Origin of the sequence: Capsulimonas sp., assembly GCF_039929585.1 — a bacterium.
GTDB lineage: Bacteria > Armatimonadota > Armatimonadia > Armatimonadales > Capsulimonadaceae > Capsulimonas.
In genome coordinates, this window is record NZ_JBDSQY010000168.1 from 1 (window position 1) to 20,814 (window position 20,814).

General features: G+C 61.9%; 20 protein-coding genes. 14 read left to right on the forward strand and 6 right to left on the reverse strand.

Annotated features, from left to right (window positions below; all coding sequences use genetic code 11):
* Positions 1-93: 93 nt before the first annotated feature.
* From ABIZ35_RS11655 to ABIZ35_RS11665, 3 genes are read left to right on the forward strand one after another with little or no spacing between them, the layout of a single operon-like run.
* Positions 94-543 carry a hypothetical protein gene (locus ABIZ35_RS11655; protein ID WP_348220074.1) on the forward strand — a complete coding sequence of 150 codons (450 nt, stop codon included), beginning with the start codon at positions 94-96 and terminating at the stop codon, positions 541-543.
* Entirely contained in the window at positions 540-2,372 is a 1,833-nt protein-coding gene (locus ABIZ35_RS11660) for a hypothetical protein (RefSeq protein WP_348220075.1), read from the forward strand. The genes ABIZ35_RS11655 and ABIZ35_RS11660 overlap by 4 nt, the downstream gene beginning before the upstream one ends.
* Positions 2,369-5,188 carry a bpX6 domain-containing protein gene (locus tag ABIZ35_RS11665; protein WP_348220076.1) on the forward strand — a complete coding sequence of 940 codons (2,820 nt, stop codon included), beginning with the start codon at positions 2,369-2,371 and terminating at the stop codon, positions 5,186-5,188. The genes ABIZ35_RS11660 and ABIZ35_RS11665 overlap by 4 nt, the downstream gene beginning before the upstream one ends.
* Positions 5,189-5,191: 3 nt before the next feature.
* Here the strand turns inward: ABIZ35_RS11665 and ABIZ35_RS11670 are convergent, their stop codons facing one another.
* A complete protein-coding gene (locus tag ABIZ35_RS11670) occupies positions 5,192-5,599 on the reverse strand; it encodes a very short patch repair endonuclease (RefSeq protein ID WP_348220077.1) in 408 nt (135 codons plus the stop codon).
* A gap of 3 nt (positions 5,600-5,602) precedes the next feature.
* Positions 5,603-6,700: a DNA (cytosine-5-)-methyltransferase gene (gene dcm / locus ABIZ35_RS11675; protein WP_348220078.1), complete on the reverse strand. Its 1,098-nt coding sequence runs from the start codon at positions 6,698-6,700 to the stop codon at positions 5,603-5,605.
* Positions 6,701-7,039: 339 nt separating this feature from the next.
* Here dcm and bioA point away from each other — a divergent pair, with 339 nt between their 5' ends.
* The 6 genes from bioA to ABIZ35_RS11705 all read left to right on the forward strand — a co-directional run bounded on the left by bioA (position 7,040) and on the right by ABIZ35_RS11705 (position 12,895).
* Positions 7,040-8,362 (forward strand): adenosylmethionine--8-amino-7-oxononanoate transaminase, encoded by a 1,323-nt coding sequence (gene bioA, locus ABIZ35_RS11680; RefSeq protein WP_348220079.1) that lies wholly within the window; start codon positions 7,040-7,042, stop codon positions 8,360-8,362.
* Between the two features lie 19 nt (positions 8,363-8,381).
* Positions 8,382-9,542: an 8-amino-7-oxononanoate synthase gene (gene bioF, locus ABIZ35_RS11685; protein ID WP_348220080.1), complete on the forward strand. Its 1,161-nt coding sequence runs from the start codon at positions 8,382-8,384 to the stop codon at positions 9,540-9,542.
* The gene (bioD, locus tag ABIZ35_RS11690) at positions 9,539-10,291 is read left to right on the forward strand and encodes a dethiobiotin synthase (RefSeq protein WP_348220081.1); all 753 of its coding nucleotides are present in this window, start codon (positions 9,539-9,541) and stop codon (positions 10,289-10,291) included. Before bioF ends, bioD begins: the two co-directional genes overlap by 4 nt.
* A gap of 49 nt (positions 10,292-10,340) precedes the next feature.
* Complete coding sequence (locus ABIZ35_RS11695) at positions 10,341-11,003, forward strand: ankyrin repeat domain-containing protein (protein ID WP_348220082.1); 663 nt, start codon at positions 10,341-10,343, stop codon at positions 11,001-11,003.
* A gap of 76 nt (positions 11,004-11,079) precedes the next feature.
* Positions 11,080-11,808 (forward strand): hypothetical protein, encoded by a 729-nt coding sequence (locus ABIZ35_RS11700; protein WP_348220083.1) that lies wholly within the window; start codon positions 11,080-11,082, stop codon positions 11,806-11,808.
* Positions 11,809-11,818: 10 nt separating this feature from the next.
* A complete protein-coding gene (locus ABIZ35_RS11705; protein ID WP_348220084.1) occupies positions 11,819-12,895 on the forward strand; it encodes an ankyrin repeat domain-containing protein in 1,077 nt (358 codons plus the stop codon).
* Here ABIZ35_RS11705 and ABIZ35_RS11710 read toward each other — a convergent pair.
* The gene (locus ABIZ35_RS11710; protein WP_348220085.1) at positions 12,870-14,222 is read right to left on the reverse strand and encodes a cytochrome P450; all 1,353 of its coding nucleotides are present in this window, start codon (positions 14,220-14,222) and stop codon (positions 12,870-12,872) included. The two genes, ABIZ35_RS11705 and ABIZ35_RS11710, sit on opposite strands and share 26 nt — an antisense overlap.
* Before the next feature lie 93 nt (positions 14,223-14,315).
* Here ABIZ35_RS11710 and ABIZ35_RS11715 point away from each other — a divergent pair, with 93 nt between their 5' ends.
* Positions 14,316-14,945 (forward strand): sigma-70 family RNA polymerase sigma factor, encoded by a 630-nt coding sequence (locus tag ABIZ35_RS11715; protein WP_348220086.1) that lies wholly within the window; start codon positions 14,316-14,318, stop codon positions 14,943-14,945.
* Positions 14,866-15,258 carry a hypothetical protein gene (locus tag ABIZ35_RS11720; RefSeq protein WP_348220087.1) on the forward strand — a complete coding sequence of 131 codons (393 nt, stop codon included), beginning with the start codon at positions 14,866-14,868 and terminating at the stop codon, positions 15,256-15,258. Before ABIZ35_RS11715 ends, ABIZ35_RS11720 begins: the two co-directional genes overlap by 80 nt.
* Before the next feature lie 43 nt (positions 15,259-15,301).
* Here ABIZ35_RS11720 and ABIZ35_RS11725 read toward each other — a convergent pair whose 3' ends face one another.
* Positions 15,302-15,664 (reverse strand): DUF5335 family protein, encoded by a 363-nt coding sequence (locus tag ABIZ35_RS11725; RefSeq protein WP_348220088.1) that lies wholly within the window; start codon positions 15,662-15,664, stop codon positions 15,302-15,304.
* A gap of 251 nt (positions 15,665-15,915) precedes the next feature.
* Between ABIZ35_RS11725 and ABIZ35_RS11730 the strand changes: the two genes are divergently transcribed.
* The 3 genes from ABIZ35_RS11730 (at position 15,916) to ABIZ35_RS11740 (ending at position 19,240) form a co-directional block, all read left to right on the forward strand.
* Positions 15,916-18,099 carry an ABC transporter ATP-binding protein gene (locus ABIZ35_RS11730; RefSeq protein ID WP_348220089.1) on the forward strand — a complete coding sequence of 728 codons (2,184 nt, stop codon included), beginning with the start codon at positions 15,916-15,918 and terminating at the stop codon, positions 18,097-18,099.
* A gap of 137 nt (positions 18,100-18,236) precedes the next feature.
* Entirely contained in the window at positions 18,237-18,653 is a 417-nt protein-coding gene (locus tag ABIZ35_RS11735; RefSeq protein ID WP_348220090.1) for a DUF559 domain-containing protein, read from the forward strand.
* 113 nt (positions 18,654-18,766) lie between these two features.
* Positions 18,767-19,240 carry a DUF1854 domain-containing protein gene (locus tag ABIZ35_RS11740; protein WP_348220091.1) on the forward strand — a complete coding sequence of 158 codons (474 nt, stop codon included), beginning with the start codon at positions 18,767-18,769 and terminating at the stop codon, positions 19,238-19,240.
* Positions 19,241-19,258: 18 nt separating this feature from the next.
* On the opposite strand, the gene ABIZ35_RS11745 is transcribed toward ABIZ35_RS11740, so the two are convergent.
* Both ABIZ35_RS11745 and ABIZ35_RS11750 read right to left on the reverse strand, forming a co-directional pair.
* On the reverse strand, positions 19,259-19,837 hold the full coding sequence (locus ABIZ35_RS11745) for a hypothetical protein (RefSeq protein WP_348220092.1): 579 nt from the start codon (positions 19,835-19,837) through the stop codon (positions 19,259-19,261).
* 172 nt (positions 19,838-20,009) lie between these two features.
* The coding region (locus ABIZ35_RS11750; protein WP_348220093.1) for an RICIN domain-containing protein at positions 20,010-20,814 on the reverse strand (805 nt) is incomplete at its 5' end.

Below are 20,814 nucleotides of genomic sequence, written 5' to 3' on the forward strand. Positions count from 1 at the left end.
CCCCAGAATTGGGGCGGAGGGGCTATCCTAATCCTCTGGGGTGGAGGGGCAATTCTGATCTACCTCTAGCATCGCTTTCGTGATCCTATGAACATGCCTGTCTCCAGCCCGAATCTCACCACTATTACCTGGCGCACACGCGATCTGCCGCTGGAGCCTGTCGGCGTCGCCGCCTCCGGCGCGGCCGCCATCGCCATGGCCCGCCGGCTTTTGGACGCTTCCGACGAAACGCTGGCGGCGCTCACAGGAGTATCCGGCGACGGTTTTTTGATCGTACTTGGACCTGCCGACCAGCTTCCATGGGCAGATGGCGTGGTTTATCTGGGACGCGATCCCTCGGCGGCCGCACTTTTCACGCCGACGACCCACATTCCCAGCGTTCCCCTCGCCCTGCTCGCCGGCGCGCTGGCATTGCGCCATCCCGAGGTGAAGCCGCCGCTGGCGCTTGTTCCAAACTGGCCGGCGCTCGTGTCCTTTGCGTCCGCCCGAGCGATAGCGCGCGAGACGCTGGCCGAGTGGCGGCGAACCGAGGAGACGCGATGATCTCTCAGCCTGCCGCCCTCGCTTCTTGGGAGCCGTACCTGCGTCTGTTTCCCGATGCAGATTTCGTCGCCGCCCTCGCGCCGCTCGCCCAGCGCCTCGACGCCGCGCTGGGGCCGATGCGCACGCGCGACCGTGTGGATGAGGGCGATCCCGACGGCTTCTCAGACATCGGGCGACGCGGCCCTTACGACCGTCTTCTCCTTTCCGAATGGCTCCTCGCCGACGAAGCGCCCGATGAGTTTCTGCGCCGCGCCGCCATGGGCGAGCACGGTTTTTTACAGCTGGCCCGGCGTACGCGCACCGGCGGGCGCGTCTCCTTCGCTCTGTTTGACGCCGGCCCCAGCCAGATCGGCGGGCCGCGCATCGCGCATCTGGCCCTGCTGATCGTCCTCGCCCGCCGCGCCGAAGCCGCGAAGGCGCGCTTTCGGTGGGCAATTTTGCAGAAGCCCGATCAGGAACCGACCGTCGGACTGACAGAATCCAGCATCCGAGCGCTGCTTTTGGCCCGGACATCGTTGCCCCCTACTGCTGAGATGTGGGACAAGTGGCGGGAGCGTGCGGCGGCGCAAAGCGACGTCGATGATTTTTGGGCCATCGGCGGCGAGCGGCTTGCCCGTTTCGCCGCGCACGACGGCGCGGCGAGCGTCCTGGTGCGCGATGAACTGGGTCTGGAGGCGAATGAAATCTCCACACACATCCATCGTCCCGGACGAGCCGACGCGCACGTGCAATTGCCGCTGCCGGCCGACGCGCTTTGCGCGCGACTCTTGCGCGATCCGTTCGCCGCCGCCGTGGCCGCGCCAACGCGGGCGCGGCCCAATATGGCGCCGGCGTCTAACCTTCTGTTTACGCCCGGCGGCGGCAAACTCATCGCGCGAGCGCAGGGCGGCGGCCTGATCGCCTACCCCGTCCCCAACTCGCCGCGCTCCGGCCCTGGATATCCAAAGGTCTACCAGCATCCGTCGCGCCAAACGATCCTCGCCGCCGGACGCACCGGCAAAGCTTATGTTATCGTGACGCGCCCGACGCCCGACGCTCTGCTGATTTCCTGCCTGGGCGGCAAGAACGGCAATGTGGCGGCCGGCGGATACCCTCTGGAAGCGAAATATCAGGAAACAATCAATACGGGTCCGGAGTCGCCTCTGCTTCCGTGCTTCGCCGAGCCACACGCAAACCCCGAGGGCTCGCGCTTGATCATTGCTCTGCCGCGCAATTCGGCGGGACCGCGCCGCCTTTCCATCGCGCACCTCCATCGGGACGGCAAAGGCGCCGCCTATGTCAGTCAGCGCTACAGCAATGGCGTATTTCTCGCCGCGCGCGGCGCGCGCGACCGCATCATTTACGGCCTGGAAGCTCCGAACGGCTGGAGCGTGGCGATTGTCGGCAGCGAGCGCACGCCGCACGAGATCACCGGACGGCCGGATGCACAATCCCAGGGTCTGTTCGAAGGCTATGGAGCAGATTTGGTCGACGAACGCTCGGTGCTGATCGCCGCGCATGTGGGGAACGAAGAATGGACGGCGCTGACCCGCGACGGCATGATTGCGCTGAGGTCGTGGCCGGATTTCCGCGTCGTCGGCGTCATCGCACAGCGCGGAAATCCGCTCCCCGCCCTCGTACTGCTGGAGCCGGGCGCTCGGCGGCTTCGGGTTCAAGGCCCCAACCAGTCACACGCCCTTCCCTTTACGAATGCGCCGATCGAGCATGTCACCGTCAGCCACGCGGCGGCGATCATCGCTTACTCGACCACGGACGGTGAGGTGTTCATCTATTCCCTGGAGCATCAAGCGATCCTGTATCAATTGACACCGAACGGGAGCGACTCATGACACCCGTGAAGCCGCGCTTTCTCGTTCACCAGGGCGTCGTGGACGCCTCGGCTCTGTTCTTCGACTTCGCCTTGGTGGGCGAAGCGGAAGCGCGGCGGCGCGTGCTGGCCCTTTGGGAAGTGGGCGCCGTGGTCCACGCCGTCGCGGACGGCCTCCTGCTGCGTTTCGCCCACTCACATGAAATCGACTGCCGCCGCGCGCCCGGCCTGCCGCTGACATCACGCAAAGACGTCCTGCTGAGCGCGCCATTGACCGACGACGAGTGGGACACAATTGCCCCGCCGCCGCGCACGATCTGCATTCTCCGAGACGGCGCGGCGGCTTTGTTTGCTCTCACAAGCGAGACGCAGGCGGACCCGGCGTCGTGGCTCGATGTCTCCCCATGGCCTCTTCTGCCTTCGCAAACACTCGGAACCGCCCTCGCGCCGCCGCAGGTGTTCGAATCACTCACGAAGTTCGATCCGCGCACGCAGCTTGCCGGCATCCCTCCAGCCGCGCCCGACATGCTGAAGGCGCTTCGGGAGCTGATGGGCGCACCAGAGCCAGAGCGAACGAACGAATGGGGATCGAAAGTGGCGAAGGCTCTGGGAATGGGGCTTGGAATTCTCCTCACCCCGATGGCTCTGCTCATGGGCGCCGCCTCGGCTTCGCGGATAAAATCCGCCGGCGCAGCCGGGGCAAACCGTGGGACAGGAACGGGGCCGGCGCCAGTTCCGCGAGCGCCCGCCGCGCCGCCTGAGTGGCTCCGGCGCATCGTCCTGCAAATGCTGGTTCGAACAAATCTAGGGCAGATCTTCGGCATGCGTCAGGCGCGCTATCTCGCCCGCATGATGCAGATGTTCGAGCGCGGCGATTTTGCCGAAGCTCTGCGGCACGCGCTGCCGCTGGGAGATTCCGGCGAGGAAGGGCGCACGCCCTGGCCGGCGCTGGGCTTGCCCGGACGCCGCGACGATCTTCAAATCCAGCCCGGCCTCACTTCTCCCGGCGGAAGCATGCTATTTGGGGGGAACATCTTCGGCAGTCTGCAGGAGATGTATCGAAAAGCCTTTGCACGCCTGGAAGCGGCGGGACGCATCGACGAAGCCGCGTTTATCCTCGCGGAGCTTCTGCAAGTCCATGAAGAAGCCGTCGCGTTCCTGGAACGTCACGGACGAATGCGTCTAGCGGCGGAGATGGCGGAGGCGCGCGACCTGCCGCCGGGCTTGATCGTACGCCAGTGGTTCCTGGCCGGCGACGCCGACCGAGCTGCCGACATCGCCCGTCGCACCGGAGCGTTCGGCGACGCGGTCACACGATTGGAGCGCACGAACAAGCCACACGCTCAGACGCTGCGTATGGTCTGGGCCGGAACACTCGCAAAGCGGGGTGAGTACGCCACCGCCGTGGACGTCGCCTGGCCGGTCCCGGAAGGGCGAGCCCTGACACACGAGTGGATCCGGCGCGCCCTGGAATCCGGCGGCCCCGCCGCCGCCCGGATGCTCGCGCGGCGGCTCACACTGGAGCCGGAGGCCTATCCGGAAATCCGCGAGCGCGCTCTGGCGCTGCTTTCCGATGACGCGCCGGAGCTTGGCGCGTCCCGTTTGGCCTTCGCGGAAACTCTGATACAGGAGCCGCACACTCCGGCGGCGTCCGCGCTCGCCCGCGCCGCCGCGCGCTCGCTGATTGAGGACGCCGCTGCGGGATCGATCGGGTTCGCCGGCGCCTGGCTGCCTGGTCTGATCAAGTTTGCCGGCGACGGCGCCTTGAAAGCGGACATGCCGCCCTCTCCCAGTTGTCCCCGCCCCTTGATGGCGGAATGGGACGCGCCGCTGGAAATCGTGATCGACGCCTCGGACACGGGAGCCATGCCCGTGCTGGACGCCGTCTGGCTCCCGGACGGCCGATGCGCCGTCGCACTTGGCGAAGCCGGCGCGCGGCTGCTCGCACGCGACGGACGCACGATCGCGCATCTGGACCAGCCCGCCCATCATCTGGTCGTTTCGGACAGCGGCGACCGCGCCCTCGCGCTCGCCCCGCGCGGCGACGCCATGCGCATCGCTCGACTGGACTTCCTCCAGCGCACCGCCCGTCCCTGGCGCGATGTCCAAATGGACGCCTGGGCCAATACCTACGACGGCTCCCTCTGGTTCACCGCCGCCGGAACCGACTTCCTCGCGATCGACGCCCTCGCCGACAACTACAAAGCCCTCTGGCGTACTCCCGAAATCCCCGGACGCGTCACGCGTATCTCACGGGACACGATCTCGTGCTCCTTTCTTGTCGACTGTTCGGAAACCACCGATTTTTGGGGTGCGCCCGTGGGGGCCGCACAGGACATCTGGCAGCGATGGATACTCGGCCTGCCTAGTCTCGCTCTGCGCGGCCGGGCGGAAATCCCACAATCGTCCACGGGCTATCTCGACCTGCGACGCACCGTTTCACCGTCCGGCTTGATCGGCGATTTGCGGCTGGAGCTTCCGCCGGAGAACGACCCGTTGGGAGACTCATGGACGCGCCTGTCTCTTTACGAAGGAACTGGTATCCCACAGCACGGAAAGCGGCTCTTCTTCGGCGCCAGCGACTCCAGCCATGAACCACTAGATGTCGCCATGTCTGGAAGCTGGATCGTCGCCTCCACACACAGCGACAACGGGGTCTGCTGTCGCATCGTTGACACAAAAGCGTTAATCGTTCGATTAGAGCTGCATCTGAACGGCGCACAGTCCGTCACGACGCGCGTTGGAGCGGACTATGTGACGATTGGGGATGACCGTGGGCGATTGATTGTGATTGATTTGCTGCGGGGCAATTTGGTGAGGAACTTGCGGGTGGGGTAACTTTTATCCTAACTCCGAAGCCAATCGATCAATCACGGCGTCGATCTGTTTCATCTCGCATTCCCATACGACAATGACCTTCCAGCCCATGTCCGCCAGCTTTTGCAGGTTCACGATGTCGCGGGCCTCGTTGCGGGCGATCTTGGCGCGCCAGTACTCGGCGTTGGTCGCAGGTGGGCGCTGACCGCGCTTGCAGGGGTGGCCATGCCAGAAGCAGCCGTGGATGAATACGACGGCCTTGCGGCTGGGGAAAACGAGATCCGGAACACCGGGGAGATCGCGCCGGTGCAGCCGAAAGCGAAAGCCGCGCTTGTGCAGCAGCGAACGGATGCGCATCTCGGGCTTGGTGTTCTTGGATTTGACCTGCCGCATCACGGCGCTGCGCTGTTCGGGAGAGATGGTGTCCGCCATGAGTTACCTCGGGGACGTCGCTCTTGCGATCTGGACGAGCGGCGCAAGCAGATGCCGCGCCAGGTGCTCCACGACCGGAACCGCGACGGCATCCCCCATGGCCTTATACCCATCATTGTACGATCCAGGGATTTGGTAAGTATCCGGCGCGCCCATCAGACGCGCGGCTTCACGGACGGTAAGCAAACGTGTCTGAAACTCATCGCCGCGCCGGATCACCACGACCTGACGGCTGCTGCCGCCGCCCGGTGTGCGCAGGCATCCCGCGATGCCATCGAAGCGCAGCTCCAGCCGCTGCGCGCCCTCGCGCATCCGACGGTAGCCGGGTACAATATCGCCATTCGCGAGCTGCATCAACTTTCCATGATGCCGCTCCGAAAGCAGGCTGAGAACGTGGGCGGTTCTTCCGTCGGCGTGGACCGGCGCATCGGCGTCGATGAGATCGGATAACCGAACCGTACGCGGCGGCGGCTCGGGCAGGCTCCACCAGACCCAGCCGGGGGAATCCGACACACGGCGCGCGGCGTCCGAGTGGGCCCACTCCGGCCCCGCCGATTCCAGTGCCGATGTCTCGAGATCCTGACACACGCCCACGACAAAAATTCGGGGCCGGGACTGCGGCAGCCAACGCGCAGCGTCGAGCGCAAGCGCGCCCACCCGGTACCCCAGATCGTTCAGCGCCGCATGCAGCGTGCGATAGTTCGCGCCGCCATCGGACGATAAGAGGCCGGCGACGTTTTCCGCAACGACCACCGGCGGCTTTGCCGGAAGTTCGCCCAGAATGCGCAGCCACTCCCAAACCAGACCGCTGCGCGTTCCCGAATGCATTCCCTGCATCCGTCCGGCCAGCGAAAGGTCCTGACAGGGAAAACTCGCCCAGGCAAGCTCCGCCGCCGGCAGATCCTGGCCGCGCACATCCTGGATCGGCCCGACATGCAGATGTCCGGGATGGTTCGCCTCATACACCGCCGCCTTCTTGGCGGCGAAGTCGTTGGCCCAGACCACATCGAAATGCGGCGACAGCCCTTCGGACGCGAGGCCGCCGCCGGCGAAGAAGTCCAGCGCGGCGGGTTTCGTGGATAATGGAAGAACGGTTTGCACTGGTGTTAGGATACCTGATGAAATTGATCCAGACATACGACAGGCGAGTAAACCACAAACCAATCACAGCATCCCGTATTCACCCATGCGATCAACCCGGGTATGAAACCCAATAGGAACCCGGCTATAAAAGCCGGGCCTTGGGAGCGCTGCGCGCTAAGCGTCCGTCCCGGACGCAAATGCCGATATACGATTGTCAATTCTTCCGTCCGGAACGGACGGCTAGTCGCGGAGCGACTCCCAAGGCCCGGCTTTTATAGCCGGGTTCATCGACCCGGTTTCATAACCCAGGTTCCTATTGGTGCTTGTAATCTTTCAAGAGCCCAAAACGAAATACCCATGACCAACACCCAACTCACCCAACTCGAAAAATCCCACCTCTGGCACCCCTTCACCCAAATGCGCAATTGGGAAGCAGGCAGTCCCATCTTCATCGAAAGCGGCGAGGGCGTCAAGCTGCGCGATACCGAAGGGCGCGAGTATTACGACGCCAATTCGTCGATGTGGCTGAATGTCCATGGGCATCGGCGCAAGGAGATCGATGACGCCGTGATCGCGCAGCTGGGAAAAGTCGCGCACTCAACAATGCTGGGACTGACGCACGAACCGGGGGCAAGGCTCGCGGCGCGGCTCGCGGCGCTCGCGCCGGCGGGGCTGACGCGCGTATTCTATTCGGACAATGGATCGACCGCGATTGAAGTCGCGCTGAAGATGGCGTTTCAGTATTGGAAGCATCTGGGGCAGGACCGGCGGCGGTTCGTCGCGCTCTCGGAAGGCTACCATGGCGACACGATCGGCGCGGTGAGCGTCGGCGGCGTCGGCCTGTTCCACGGGATTTTCCGCGATCTGCTCTTCGAAGTCGATTTCGTCCCATCGCCCGCGCGAGCCGCGAGCCTGGAATCCGCCGTCGCTCAGATGGAGACGGCTTTGGAGTCTCACAAAGGCGAGATTTGCGCGGTAATCCTGGAGCCGCTCGTGCAGATGGCCGGGGGCATCTTGGCCGCGCCCGCAGGGTATCTCAAGGCTGTTCGCGAGCTGTGCGATCGTTATGACGTGCTGCTCATCGCCGACGAAGTCGCGACGGGATTTGGACGGACGGGGGCGATGTTCGCCTGCGAACACGAAGGCGTCACGCCCGACTTTCTGTGCCTGGGCAAGGGGCTGACGGGCGGCTACCTGCCTCTCGCGGCGACACTGGCGACGGATAAGATTTACGATGCGTTTCTGGGCGATTACAAGGAGTGGAAGAGCTTCACGCACGGGCATTCCTACACAGGCAACCCCCTCGCCTGCGCCGCCGCCCTCGCCAATCTGGATATCTTCGAGCGCGAGCAGGTAATCGCCGGCCTCACGCCGAAGATAGCGCTTGTCCGTCGCCTGCTCTCCGTAGCGCAATCACTGCCGCATGTCGGGGGGATCCGGCAAATTGGGCTGATGGCGGGGATCGAAATCGTCCGCGACAAATCGAACGGAGAGCTGTACCCGTTTGAAGACGCCATCGGCGTCCGCATCTGCCGCCGCGCATTAAAGATGGGGCTTATTACCCGGCCACTGGGACATGTCATCACCTTTGTTCCGCCGCTTTCCAGCACACCCGGGGAGCTGACCGAGATGCTGAGCATTCTCCGGGAAGCGATCGCGGCCGAGACCCAAGACTCCTGAACTCAAAGCAAGACACACCGTGAACCTCAACACCGAACTATCCGCCGATCTGGACCAGCTGAAGGCCGCCCATCTGCACCGACGCATGCGCCGGACCGAAAGCCCTCCCGGCCCGCGGGAAGTGATCGACAGCCGCCGTATGCTGGTGTTCGGCTCCAATAACTATCTGGGGCTTGCCACGCATCCCAAAGTCCGCGAGGCGGCCCGGGAGGCGACGGAAACTTGGGGAGCCGGCGCCTCGGGATCGCGTCTGATGAGCGGCAACCTCGATCTGCATGAGTCCCTGGAGCGGGACCTCGCCGACTTCAAGCACACGGAGGCCGCGCTGCTGTTCAGCAGCGGCTACGCCGCCAACCTCGGGTCAATCCCGGCGCTGGTCGGTCCCGGCGATTTGATCCTCAGCGACAAGCTCAACCACGCCAGCCTGATCGATGGATGCCGTCTCAGCCGCGCGGAGCTGCGGATTTACGATCACGTCGATGGCGACCACGTGCGAGAGCTCCTTTATGACCGAAGCCGATTTCGCCGCTGCCTGATTGTCACCGACGGCGTCTTCAGCATGGACGGCAACCTCGCGCCGCTGACGGAGCTGCAGCCCATCGCCGCCGAACACGGCGCATGGCTCTACATCGACGACGCCCACGGCGCCGGGGTTCTGGGCGGTTCCGGACGCGGAACGCTGGAGTATTTCGGCATGCAGCCCGGCAACACGATCCAGATGGGAACGCTCAGCAAAGCCCTTGGCTCCGAAGGCGGCTACATCGCCGGAAGCCGCATCCTGATCGATTACCTGCGCAACACCGCGCGATCCTTCATTTTCACCACTGCCCCAAGCCCCGCCCCGGTCGCCGCCGCCCGCGCCGCCCTGCGCCTGCTGCGCGCCGAACCCGAACGCCGCGAGCAGCTCACCCTGAACTCGGGACACATGCGCGCTCTGCTCTCACAGAGAGGCCTGACGGTTCCCTATGGCGTCACGCCGATCATTCCCGTCCATATCGGATCGTCCGAGCATGCCCTGGCTGTCTCCGCGCGCCTGGAAGAAGCCGGAGTATGGGCGCCGGCGATCCGCCCGCCGACCGTCCCCGACGGCGCCGCCCGCCTGCGTCTGAGCGTGATGGCGACCCACACCGTCGAAGACTTAGAGTACGCCGCCAACGCGATCGCGGAGGCGATGGAGTGAGCCAAATCGCTCCCAGCCTCTTCATCACCGGGACTGACACGGGCGTCGGCAAGACCGTTTGTACGGCGGCGCTCGCGCGCGCGCTGCGTGAGATGGGACATGAGGTCGGCGTCATGAAACCGATCCAAACGGGAGTGCGGCGGACCCAGGAAGGTTGGGAGCCGGGCGACGCCGAATATCTCACCCATGTGAGCGGCTTAAACGATCCCATGAACCTCGTCTGCCCCGTGCGACTGGAGGCGCCGCTGGCCCCGTCCACCGCGGCGGAATTGGAAGGGACGACGGTCGATCTCGCGAAGGTTTTGACGGCCTATCGAGAGTTGCGAACACGACACGCGGGCGTGCTGGTGGAAGGCGCAGGCGGGATCGCCGTTCCGATCCAGGGCGATTATGGGATGGCGGATCTGGCGAGAGAGATGGAACTGCCGGTACTGATCGTCGCGCGTCCGGCACTGGGCACGATTAATCACACCGTTATGACGGTGCGTTATGCACAGACAGCCGGCTTGACAGTACTGGGCGTAATCGTCGCGGGAATGCCTTTGAACCCAGGTCTGGCGGAGCAAACAAGCCCGGCGGCGATCGAACAATTGACGGGCGTTCCCGTGCTTGGGCGCCTTCCCTACGACGATAAAATTAACACTGACCGCTGCGATCCTGGCGCCTCAGTCGACTGGATGCACGCCAGCGGGACCGCGCAGCGTGTGCTTGATCAAATGAATATTTTGGCGAACGCGCTTTCAAAATAACGCCTATCCGTAATCGAAGCCAGCCAGTAATCCGAGAGGAGAACGACCGATGCAGCCACCATCATATAGCAGTCCCACCCCGGTCAAGGGAACGCTGATTCTTGCCCTCGGCATTTTGAGCATTGGGCTTCCCATTCTTGGCCCCGTCGCCTGGATCATGGGCAACAAGAGTCTCTCACTGATCGATAGCGGCTTCGGCGATCCGATGCAGCGACAGAACACGAAGATTGGTCGCATTTGCGGGATGGTCGGCACGGTCATTCTGATTTTGGTGATTTTAGGCTATGCCGCTATGGCAATGTTGAACTTCGGCATTGCTCGTCCAAAAATCAACGCCAAACCAGGGCAGGCCGCATCAAAGGCCATGCAGAAATCATGGAGTAAAAAGGCGCACTCGAGAACAGGAATTTTAATCGCGGAGGCCCGCGATCTTCAAGAGGCGATCTCAAAAAACGATGCGGCAAAAATCCAATCGATTGTTCACCAGGATCGCGCTGTTCTCAGCGTACGAAACCCACAGGGGGAAACCCCGATCTTTCAAACGGTCGGCGAGGGTAAGCCCGCGATGACCTCACTTCTACTGCGTCTTGGCGCGAGCGTGAACGCGAAGAATAGCGCGGGCGCGACGCCGGTGGATAAAGCGAGAGAAGTGGGCAAGGATGATGTCCTCGCCGTTCTCGTGGGCCATGGCGGCAGGAGCGGCAAAGGCTGACACGCGATGGTGGCAAGCCAGGGCCAAATATGGTATGGTGAATAGAAGCAAGATTATTGAGTGAAAGGGTGATCGAATGATTGGCAAACGATACGCCGCGATCGGCTGCGCGGCTTTGATAGCCGGCGCGCTGCTCGCCGCGCCGCACCGAGGTTACGCGGACGGAAACTCGCCTGCGGAGCAGCCCGCTCCAGCGGAGCCCGTTTTTTCCTCGGATCCACAGATCGCCAGCGCGCAGCAAGCCGTACTGACATTCGCCAAGGCGACAAATCTTCCGGCCCTAAAGAATGCGCTGTCCGACCGATCGTCCGCGTTGATCGGCGTGATCACAGCCATGCCCATGGCCTATATCGTCGAGGCCGCCCCCGAGCAGCTCCCCGACGCGAAAGCCGCTCCCGCGCTCAAGCGCGACTTTGAAGCCTACCTGCAAAGCTATGGGATCGACGCCAACAAGATCTTCGGCGTCTCGGCGATCCCGGCAAAAGTCCAGGGCCATGGACATGAATTCCTGCAAGGGCTCGTTCCCTTCGCGAACCGCTTCAACGGCAAGGCCCCCAACGACAAGTCGGACGACGCCGCGTCCCAGCAGCAGGCGCTGCTGCCCGCCCGGCTCGACTTCTTCAAGTTCGACATTGTCAATCCCACGCATGTGAAGGTGACGCCTCAAGACCCAAAGGCGCTGCATTTCCCCGGCGTCACGACATTTGAAGCCCTCCAGGAAGACGGCGTCTGGAAAGTCGATCTCGGCGATTCCGACAAGATTCTCGACACTCTGAAAAAAGCCAAGAGAGACGCCGCCAAGTAAAGGAAACGTCATGAACCCCATCCGAGCACGATTCGCCGCCAACGCCGCCTGCGTCGTTCTCTGCTCCGCAGCGTTCTTCTCGCTGCAGGGGGCCCGGGCGCAGCAGGATCCGCCGCCCGCCGCAACGGCGCCGGCCGAGATCACTCCCGACCAATCGGCGGCCGCGCTCAAGGGGGCTCATGAGGCGCTCCTGGGTTTCGCGGGCTCGAAGTCGCTGCCGGACGCGGTCGGACATCTCACGGACCGCTCCGTGGGCACGATCGGGATCGTCTTTACCATCCCGGTCGCCTTCGGCATCGGCTTTTCCGAGCTGGGCGTGAGCCCGGACAAGCCTTCTCCAGACCCGAACTTGAAAAAGGACTTCGACGCCTTTATCGCCACCTATCTCGGCGAGGCAAAGCCCGATCAGCCGCTGACCGGCCTTCCCGAGACGCTGAAGGGCCATGAGCGCGAGTTTGTGAGCAAGCTCATGGAGTTCTTAACGCGCGTGGACAAGCTCAGCACATCCGACAGCAAAGATGATGGGTTCAAATTCAGCCAGCCGATCCCCACGGATCTGAGCAAATACACCTTCCAGGTCGTCAGCCCTACGGAAGTGAAGATTACGCCGACCAAGGGAAACTCGCTGGATCTCCCGGGCGTCGTGTCTATCGCTGCGGTCCAGGAAGCCGGACAGTGGCGGCTCGATCTAGGCGACCCGGCCGTCATTCTGAAATCGATGCAGGACAGCTCGAAATCTTCTCTTGGATCTTCTTCCGAGACAAAAAAAGACCCGCTCGCCGACAAGATGATCGACGCCGTCAAGGCGCATGACATTCCGAAGATGAAACGACTGCTCAAGCAGAACCCAAAGCTCGTGGATGCTCAAGACTTCATAGGCGAAAGCGCGCTTTACAACACCGTCTTCTGGGAAGATCTCCCCACGGCGAAGTTCCTGATCGCCCACGGCGCCAAGGTGAACGCGCCCAATCACTTCGGCAAGACGCCGCTGGACGAAGCAATCTTCTTCAAGCGCAAGGACATGATCGCGCTGCTCAAAAAGCACGGCGCCAAGGTTGGTCCTAAGAAGAAAGGCGACTCTCAGTAGATCGCCGCACGAGCCGCATCGGCATTCCGCCGCGCGGACGAAGGGTCACGATCGGCTGGGGAATGGGCGCCGCCTCGGAATCAAAGCGCGGCGCCCATTCCCGACCGAGGGTCGCCATCAGCAGAACCATCTCCCGCCAGGCGAACTCATCGCCGATACACTTACGCGCCCCCGCGCCGAATGGGAAGTACGCAAAGCGCGGCCACGTCTCCGCTTCCAGCCAGCGCTCGGGACGAAACGCATGGGGCTCCGGAAAAAACCGTGCGTCCTGGTGCGTCACGCATGGAGCGACAACGACGATTGTCCCCGCCTCCATCGTCTCGCCTCCCACCACAACAGTCTCCTGAGCCTCCCGGCTCATCATCCACGCCGGCGGATACAGGCGCATCGTCTCGGCGATCACGGCGCGCGTATACACAAGCGCCGAGAGATTTACCCCATCCCACCCATCGATCTCTCGATGATAACGCGCCTCGATTTCGGTGTGTCGGGCGAGCAAATACCATGCCCAGGCCAGCGCCACGGAAACGGACTCATGCCCAGCGATCAAAAACGTCATCGCCTGATCGCGCCGCTCGGCGTCTTGAACTTCGGAAGCAAGTCCCGTTTCCTGGAAGAGAAGCCCGAGCAGCGTGTCGTCGACGCCGGCATGATGCTGGAGAAGCCGATCGACAGCGATTGTCAGCGGCCCCCCTGCCCCCCAATCCTGGGGGAGGAGGTTGTCGGATGGGTGATTTTGCTCGTTGGTGAGTTTTCCGTAACGAGAGAAGATGGCGTTGGTAATGGCCTCGCCGACGCCATCCATCTGGAGATGCGGACAAGAAGCAGTCCCCGCCTCACGACAACCTCCTCCCCCAGGATTGGGGGGCAGGGGGGCCGCGCCAAACAGCGTCTGCAGCGCAATCTCCAGCGTCAGCCGCGACATCTCCCGATGTACATCTCGCGTCTCGCCATCACTCCACTCATCACGCATCATACGCACCGAATCTCTCATCACCGCCAGATACTCATCCAGCTTCGCCGGCGAAAACGCCGACTGCAATTGGCGACGCTGACGGCGGTGGTCGGCGCCGTCGCTGGTGAGCAGACCATTGCCAAGCAGCGGCTCGGCGCGCAGTAGACCGGGGCCTTTGGTGAAGGAGGATTGGTGAGTGATGAGAACTTCGCGAACGGCGTCGGGGTGATTGGCGAGAACAAAACGGCGGCCCACCATGCGAAAGTGGGGCATGTCGCCTTGCTCACGCACAAGTCCGCGCAGGAAGGCGATGGGGTCGGCGCGGAACTTGGCGAGAGGCTTGGAAATGGGCGTCGATGGAGCGGAGAACATGGCCTATTGTAGCATATCGGCGGGAGACAAAAATAATCGGCGAGACCTATCCAAATGCGAGCCACATGTCTCTATACTGTGGGAGTGGCAAACATGGTTTTGGAAGAAACGCAGCTGGAACAGAGAGAGGATGGGGAATTAGTGCTGCGAGCGCGGTCCGGATGCCGGGATGCGTTTGATGTTCTCGCCCGACGGTATCGAGCGGGGATTTCTCTGATCGCTCGCCCCATTGTCGGCGATGCGGCGCGTGCGGAAGATGTCGCGCAGGACGCCCTTGTCATCGCCATGAACGCCCTGCCGACACTTGCCCATCCCGCGCAGTTCGGACCGTGGCTCGGCGCCATTACCCGCCATCGGGCGCGGCGAGTGGTGCGGCAGGAAGGGCGCTTTCTGCCGCTCGAACCCGCGCATCTCGAACGTCTGCCGACCGCGCCCAATCCAATCCGGGACGATCTGACCGAGGCGCTCGCCGATCTGGGCGAGGATTACTGGATCGTTCTGCGTCTGCGCTACTGGGAGGAATGGTCGGTCGCGCAAATCGCTGCGTTTCTGTCGCTCCCCATCACAACCGTCAAATGGCGCCTGCACTACGCTCGCGAACTGCTGCGGCGGCGCCTGAGTAAAAACGAAAAGGAAACAATCAATGGCCAATGCACCGTCGTTCAATGTCAGTTTAAAGCAAGCGAGGCGCCTGCTGGCGGCGATCACCGATCTTGCCCGTGAGTCGAGCCTGACCGGCGCCCTGGAAGGTGGGGCGAAGATGGGGATCCGTCAGTACAACAGCCTGCTGGATCACTTTATCGAGCAAAACGTCGTTCCGCGCGATCTCTTTGTGCGACTGAATGCGGACGAAGACAGCTTCGACGAACTCGGGGTCGCCTGCACATTGCTGAACGCCTACGTCGATGAGGAGGACATGCCCGCGCCGACAGCGCCGACATCAAGCATGGTCGTCGTCCACAGCGACACCCAGGAACTGCGAGAGCTTCGGGAACTCAGAGATATGCTGCGCGAACGAATGCCGGAGCGATTCTAGCAGAGGCGCGGACGCTCTCACAGAAGGGCGTCCGCGCCATTGCTTACGCATGCCGAAGGTGAATCACGGTGATCGGCGGGTCCACGCCAGAAGTGATTTCGATGATCTCATCTTTGTTGATCTCTTCACTCAGGTCCGTCGTGGCGTCCTTGTGATAGAGCTTCTTCGGCTGTGCGATGAAATGAGTCTCGTGGTCGGAGGCGTCATCACCCAGCTCCAAGGCGATTTCGTGCGCATCGCTTCCCTTGGTCTCCAGAGAGATGCCGACAAACGGCAGGGACTTGACAACTGTGTGCTCGCCCGATGGATCGGCGACGAGCACCTTGGCGAGGGCGCCTTGATGGCGCTCGCTAAACGCTTCCAAATATGACTTCCATTCGGCAGGTGGGATTTCTCGTGTCGGCATAGGGTCCTTTTTTCTGAGCGCGATTTCGTCCGGCGCTCTGTGTCCATGGGTGAATGTACCCAGCGTTATGAGAATAACACCGAAAACCCTTCTCATGACATGAGAATCGGAAAAAGAAAAATGCGCATCGCGAAAAACCTTTTGTTTTTCGCCCCCTTCGCGGCGATAATGTTAGAACCTAAGAACAGTGGAGAACGCAGAAGCGTCAAGGCGGCGGCCCGGACCGCGCCGATCATGACCAGGAGGACCGCATGGCGACATTGGAAGCGACGCACGAATCCGAAGAACAGCGAGATGATACGCCGCTGGTCCAGCTGGAGGCTGACATCGACAGTGACGGCTCGTTTGGCCGACGCAGCCTGGAGATTACCAAAGATCAAGTACGGGTGCTCGATCACGATGGAACCCTCGCCTTCCAGATGCCGATCTCCGAAATCAAGACCGCCCGCAACGAGCCATTGGTCGGCGGCGGACGGCTGGAGATCACGGCCAAGACCGGTGAGATCCTCCCGATTATCAGCTACTCCCAAGCGGTCGCGGCGCAGTTCAGCGAGGCCGCGCGCGGCATCGAACAGCTCGCCAAAGGCGAGCCGCTGCTGATCAGCCTCAAGACGGAGCAGACGAACTGCCCGAAGTGCGGACGGCTGCTGCCCGAAAAGGATGGCGTCTGCCCCGCGTGCGTCAATCGCGGCCGCACGCTGCTGCGCATCGCCGGCTTCCTCAAGCCGTATCGCTTGCAGGCGGCGCTTCTGACCACATGCTCTATTCTGACAACGCTGGCGAACCTGATTCCGCCGCAGATCGTCGGCAACCTGGTCAACGGCATTCTCAGCTCCCACCACACCCTCCATCACCTTTATCAGTTGATGGCGCTCTGGGGCGGAGTAATTGTCTTCGGTTCGATGATACAGATCGTCAACGGCCGCCTGATCGCCTTTCTCGCCGCGAATATTGCGGCGGACCTGCGCTCACAGCTCTACCGAGCGATCGAGTATTTGCAGGTCAGCTATTTCGATAAGAAGCAGGTCGGGGCCATCTCAAGTCGCGTGACCCAGGATACGGACCGTGTCTGGGGATTTCTCGTCGATGGACTTCCGTTTCTTGTCATCAATTCACTGATGCTGATCGGCGTCATCGGGTTTCTGCTCCAAATCAGCGTCAAGCTGACACTGGCGATCATCGCGCCGATCCCGATCGTCATGCTGATCAGCATCGTCTTCTGGCGGCCGATGTCCACAATGTTCACGCGCGTCGGTCAGAAGTGGGCGCGCTTCCACACGCTGCTCAACGAATCGCTCTCCGGCGTCCGCGTCATGAAGGCGTTCGCACAGGAAGACCTGGAGTTCGATCGGTTCGCGCAGCGCAACAACGAACTGCGCGACGCGGCCGTGGCCGCAGATTCGCGCTGGTCCACAATCTTCGGCGCCATGAGCCTTTTCACCAGTATCGGCACGCTGATCTGCTGGTCCGTCGGCGGCCCCATGGTCTATCGACACGAAATCACGCTGGGCGACCTCATTAAGGTCACGGCTTATCTCAACTTGATCTATGGTCCGCTGCAATGGTTCGCGCAGGTGAACAACTGGTTCAGCCGCGCGATGGCCGGCGCCGAGCGTATCTTCGAGATCATGGATATGGAGAAAGAGGGTTACGCCAAGCAAGATGCTAAGATACACGCGATCGAAGGGACGGTCGAGTTCAGCAACATTCGGTTCGGCTACGACAAATCGAACCCCGTGCTCAAGAACCTCTCGTTCACGGCTAAGCCCGGCGAGATGATCGGCCTGGTCGGCAAATCCGGCGCCGGCAAGTCAACAACGATCAATCTCATCTGTCGATTTTACGAACCCGACGCTGGCACATTGACCATCGACGGCATCGACTACCGCGATCTCGACTTGCAAGACCTGCGCCGCCAGATTGGCTTGGTCCTTCAAGAGCCGTTCCTGTTCAATGGAACGATCTGGGAGAACATCGCCTACGGCAAGCCCGGCGCGGACTTCGACGACGTCATCGAGGCCGCCAAAGCCGCGAACGCACACAACTTCATCCTAGCGAAGCCCGACGGCTACGACACGATGGTCGGCGAACGCGGCGCCAAGCTCTCCGGCGGCGAGCGCCAGCGCATCTCTATCGCCCGCGCGATCCTGCACAATCCACGGATCTTGATCCTGGACGAAGCCACGAGCAGTGTTGATGTCGAAACCGAAAAGCAAATTCAAGAAGCCATCGGCCGCCTCACCGCCGGTCGCACCACCTTCGCCATCGCGCACCGTCTTTCGACCCTGCGCAACGCGGATCGGCTGATCGTGCTGGACAAGGGCGAGATCGCCGAGATCGGCACGCACGCGGAACTGATGGAAAAGAAGGGCGAGTTCTTCAAATTGGTGGAGACACAGAGCCAGGTCACGCAGATTATTGGGCTGGCGGAGTAAGCTCCCCATCCCCCCGCGCTTTAGCGCGCTGTCCCCCTTTCCCTGCTAAAGGCCCTTCGGGCGGGAAAGGGGGCGTTCGTAATTATGCGCCGCACGAGGGTTACGTAATGTGATTAGGAATAAGAAGGGATTTTGGTTTGCTTGACGATAATGCGCCGGTCATTCGGCGAAAGCATGCTCCGGTGAAAGTGGAATTGGCGCAGGAGTTTCGGAAGGAGCCAACGCCGACGGAGAAAATACTTTGGGATCGGCTGCGAGGCGGGCGGCATCGCGGACTGCACTTTCGCCAGCAGCAAGTCATTGCCGGATTTATCGTCGACTTCTATTGCCATACGAAAAGGCTTGTGGTCGAAGTGGATGGCGCCGTACACGCTGACCAACAGCCCTACGACGCTGAACGCGACAAAGTTCTCGCGCAGCACGGTCTGCGTATCCTACGCATCTCGGCAGACGATGTTGAAACTCGTCTTTCCTATACACTCGACCAAATTACCAAGGCTGCATTCTCAGCGCCGCCAACAACAGACCCAATAAGCCCATCCACACCGGATTAACTCGTGCGGCCTCTAGTGATGAACGCCCTCTTTCCCGCCCGAAGGGCCTTTAGCAGGGAAAGAGGGGAGGCGCGCTAAAGCGCGGGGAGATGAGGCGCACACGGACAAAACAAATGAACCCACAAACCTTAAAACTCTTCTACGAACCCAAGGACCGCCTCCGCCTCACCATCGAAGGCGAAAAGTCTTATCACACCGTCCGCCCCGCGTGGGCGGCGCCATTGTCGCGCCCCAATACCTATCTCGCGCTGCTGGATGGGAAAGGCGATGAGATCGTCACGGTTTCGAACCCAAACTTGCTCTCTGCTGAGTCGCTGGCGGCGGCCCAGGAGGAATTGCGGCGCCGATATCTGACCGCGACGGTACTGATCGTCAAACATGCGAAGCAGGAGTTTGGGGCGACTTACTGGACGGTGGAGACAGATCGGGGAACGCGCGATTTCGTGACACAGAATTTGCAGGAGAACGCCGTGTGGCTTTCGCCGACGCATCTGCTGCTGCTGGATGTGGATGGGAGCCGCTTCGAGATCACGAATGTCGAGAGTCTGGACGCGGCGTCCCAGAAGTATATTGAGATGATCTTATAATGGAAGAATTGTCCTGGACTACCAGGCCTTTTCTTCGATCTCCTCGGCTTCTTCCTCGCTGATCGGCGCTTCGGTCTCGACGGCGTGCAGTTGACCGCCGAACTTGTGGAAGATCGCTGAGGCTTCGTCTCCACGCGCGCCGGCGGCCACAGTCACAAGAGCGGCGCCGGCGCGAAACTGGGTTTCCAGTTCGTCGGCCTGCTCCGTGGTTAAGCCGAGGTGCGTTAGGGCGGCGTGGATGCCCCCCGAGGCCGCGCCAATTCCGGCGCCGGCCAGCGCTGAGGCCAAAATACCGCCGGCGATCACTGGGCCAACCCCGGGAACGCTCAAAATCCCAAAGCCGATAATCGCGCCGACAAAGCCGCCGATCACGCCGCCTTCGACAATACTCGTGCGCTCCTCACCCGTTCCATGAGCCCCCGTGTGCTCCATCAGGAGTTTTTCTTCCGCGTGGTTCTTCAGCGCCGCGCCAATGGAGTCCTGAGGGAAACCGGCGCCTTCCAGGGCGAGGATGGCTTCCTCCGCGTGAGCGCGATCGACAAAAGCAGCGGCGACCAGATGTGTTGCTGTCTGAACAGGTTCCTGTACGGTATCCATCGTCATTCCCTCTTCTCTCATCGTTTTCACGTGAAAATCTTACTGATATTGATCTTTACCCTTGGCGCTTGGGCGGCAAACGTTGTGAGGATCGCGGGGGACGACGAGAGGACGGAGCTAAGTAGAAACAGCTGAGAGTTGTTACGCTCTCAGCTGAGAAGCAGGCTGCCCATTACAGAGGCGTGAGGTTCCATTCCTGCTGGCACGTGCCGCCGTTCCAGGGCCACAGAATTATCTTGGCGCCTGCGGCTCCGGAGCATGCTGCCCCGTCCAGCACATCATTGACGCCGTTCGCGTTTGTCAGGGCTGGGGAAATGGTAAACCCGCCGTCTGCCTGCATGGTGAATTTCCACTGCTGACCAGCATTGCCGCTGTAGTCCCAAAGCTCGATCTGGGTATTATCGTTTCCAGTATAGCCAGTACAGTCCAGAGAACGCCCGGAATTGGGATTGACAATAGAGTAGTAACCATTGTTCAGGTACGTGATCCGCCATGTCTGGTATTGATTGTTCAAGTTTGTCCAGAGCTCAATGGCCGTCCCGTTTCCTGTGCCGCCGCCGGTACAGTCGAGCACGGTCCCCGAGGTGCGAGCAACGATCTGATAGTTTCCGTCACGGAGCACCATATTCCACTGGTCTTGTGAGCTGACGGACGCATGCGGGACGAGGGCCGATTGGTAGCATCCAGACACATAGGCCTGGCTGGTGTTGGACCAATAAGAGTCCCCCGTGGCCCGTACGTGCTGGTTGTTGATTGGATTGAATAAATTCACCCCACTGCCGGACGCGGGAAGCGACCATATTTGCTGGTTGGAGTGATATGGCGGTGTTGCCGCAACTTTGCTGCTGCTGGGGACGTTCGCGCCGCCGTGGGTGTGATACGGATCGCCGGTAGATTGCAGCAGCTGGCCCGAGGCGAGGTTCATGAGATAGCATGTCCCAGAACCGCCAGGCAAGATGGACCAATTCTGCTGGGCG

Bases quoted from the DNA above. Each gene is read 5' to 3' on its own strand.
- ABIZ35_RS11655 (WP_348220074.1), top strand. From the start codon at position 94: ATGCCTGTCTCCAGCCCGAATCTCACCACTATTACCTGGCGCACACGC.
- ABIZ35_RS11660 (WP_348220075.1), top strand. From the start codon at position 540: ATGATCTCTCAGCCTGCCGCCCTCGCTTCTTGGGAGCCGTACCTGCGT.
- ABIZ35_RS11665 (WP_348220076.1), top strand. From the start codon at position 2,369: ATGACACCCGTGAAGCCGCGCTTTCTCGTTCACCAGGGCGTCGTGGAC.
- ABIZ35_RS11670 (WP_348220077.1), bottom strand. From the start codon at position 5,599: ATGGCGGACACCATCTCTCCCGAACAGCGCAGCGCCGTGATGCGGCAG.
- bioA (WP_348220079.1), top strand. From the start codon at position 7,040: ATGACCAACACCCAACTCACCCAACTCGAAAAATCCCACCTCTGGCAC.
- ABIZ35_RS11695 (WP_348220082.1), top strand. From the start codon at position 10,341: ATGCAGCCACCATCATATAGCAGTCCCACCCCGGTCAAGGGAACGCTG.
- ABIZ35_RS11700 (WP_348220083.1), top strand. From the start codon at position 11,080: ATGATTGGCAAACGATACGCCGCGATCGGCTGCGCGGCTTTGATAGCC.
- ABIZ35_RS11705 (WP_348220084.1), top strand. From the start codon at position 11,819: ATGAACCCCATCCGAGCACGATTCGCCGCCAACGCCGCCTGCGTCGTT.
- ABIZ35_RS11710 (WP_348220085.1), bottom strand. From the start codon at position 14,222: ATGTTCTCCGCTCCATCGACGCCCATTTCCAAGCCTCTCGCCAAGTTC.
- ABIZ35_RS11715 (WP_348220086.1), top strand. From the start codon at position 14,316: ATGGTTTTGGAAGAAACGCAGCTGGAACAGAGAGAGGATGGGGAATTA.
- ABIZ35_RS11720 (WP_348220087.1), top strand. From the start codon at position 14,866: ATGGCCAATGCACCGTCGTTCAATGTCAGTTTAAAGCAAGCGAGGCGC.
- ABIZ35_RS11725 (WP_348220088.1), bottom strand. From the start codon at position 15,664: ATGCCGACACGAGAAATCCCACCTGCCGAATGGAAGTCATATTTGGAA.
- ABIZ35_RS11730 (WP_348220089.1), top strand. From the start codon at position 15,916: ATGGCGACATTGGAAGCGACGCACGAATCCGAAGAACAGCGAGATGAT.
- ABIZ35_RS11740 (WP_348220091.1), top strand. From the start codon at position 18,767: ATGAACCCACAAACCTTAAAACTCTTCTACGAACCCAAGGACCGCCTC.
- ABIZ35_RS11745 (WP_348220092.1), bottom strand. From the start codon at position 19,837: ATGGATACCGTACAGGAACCTGTTCAGACAGCAACACATCTGGTCGCC.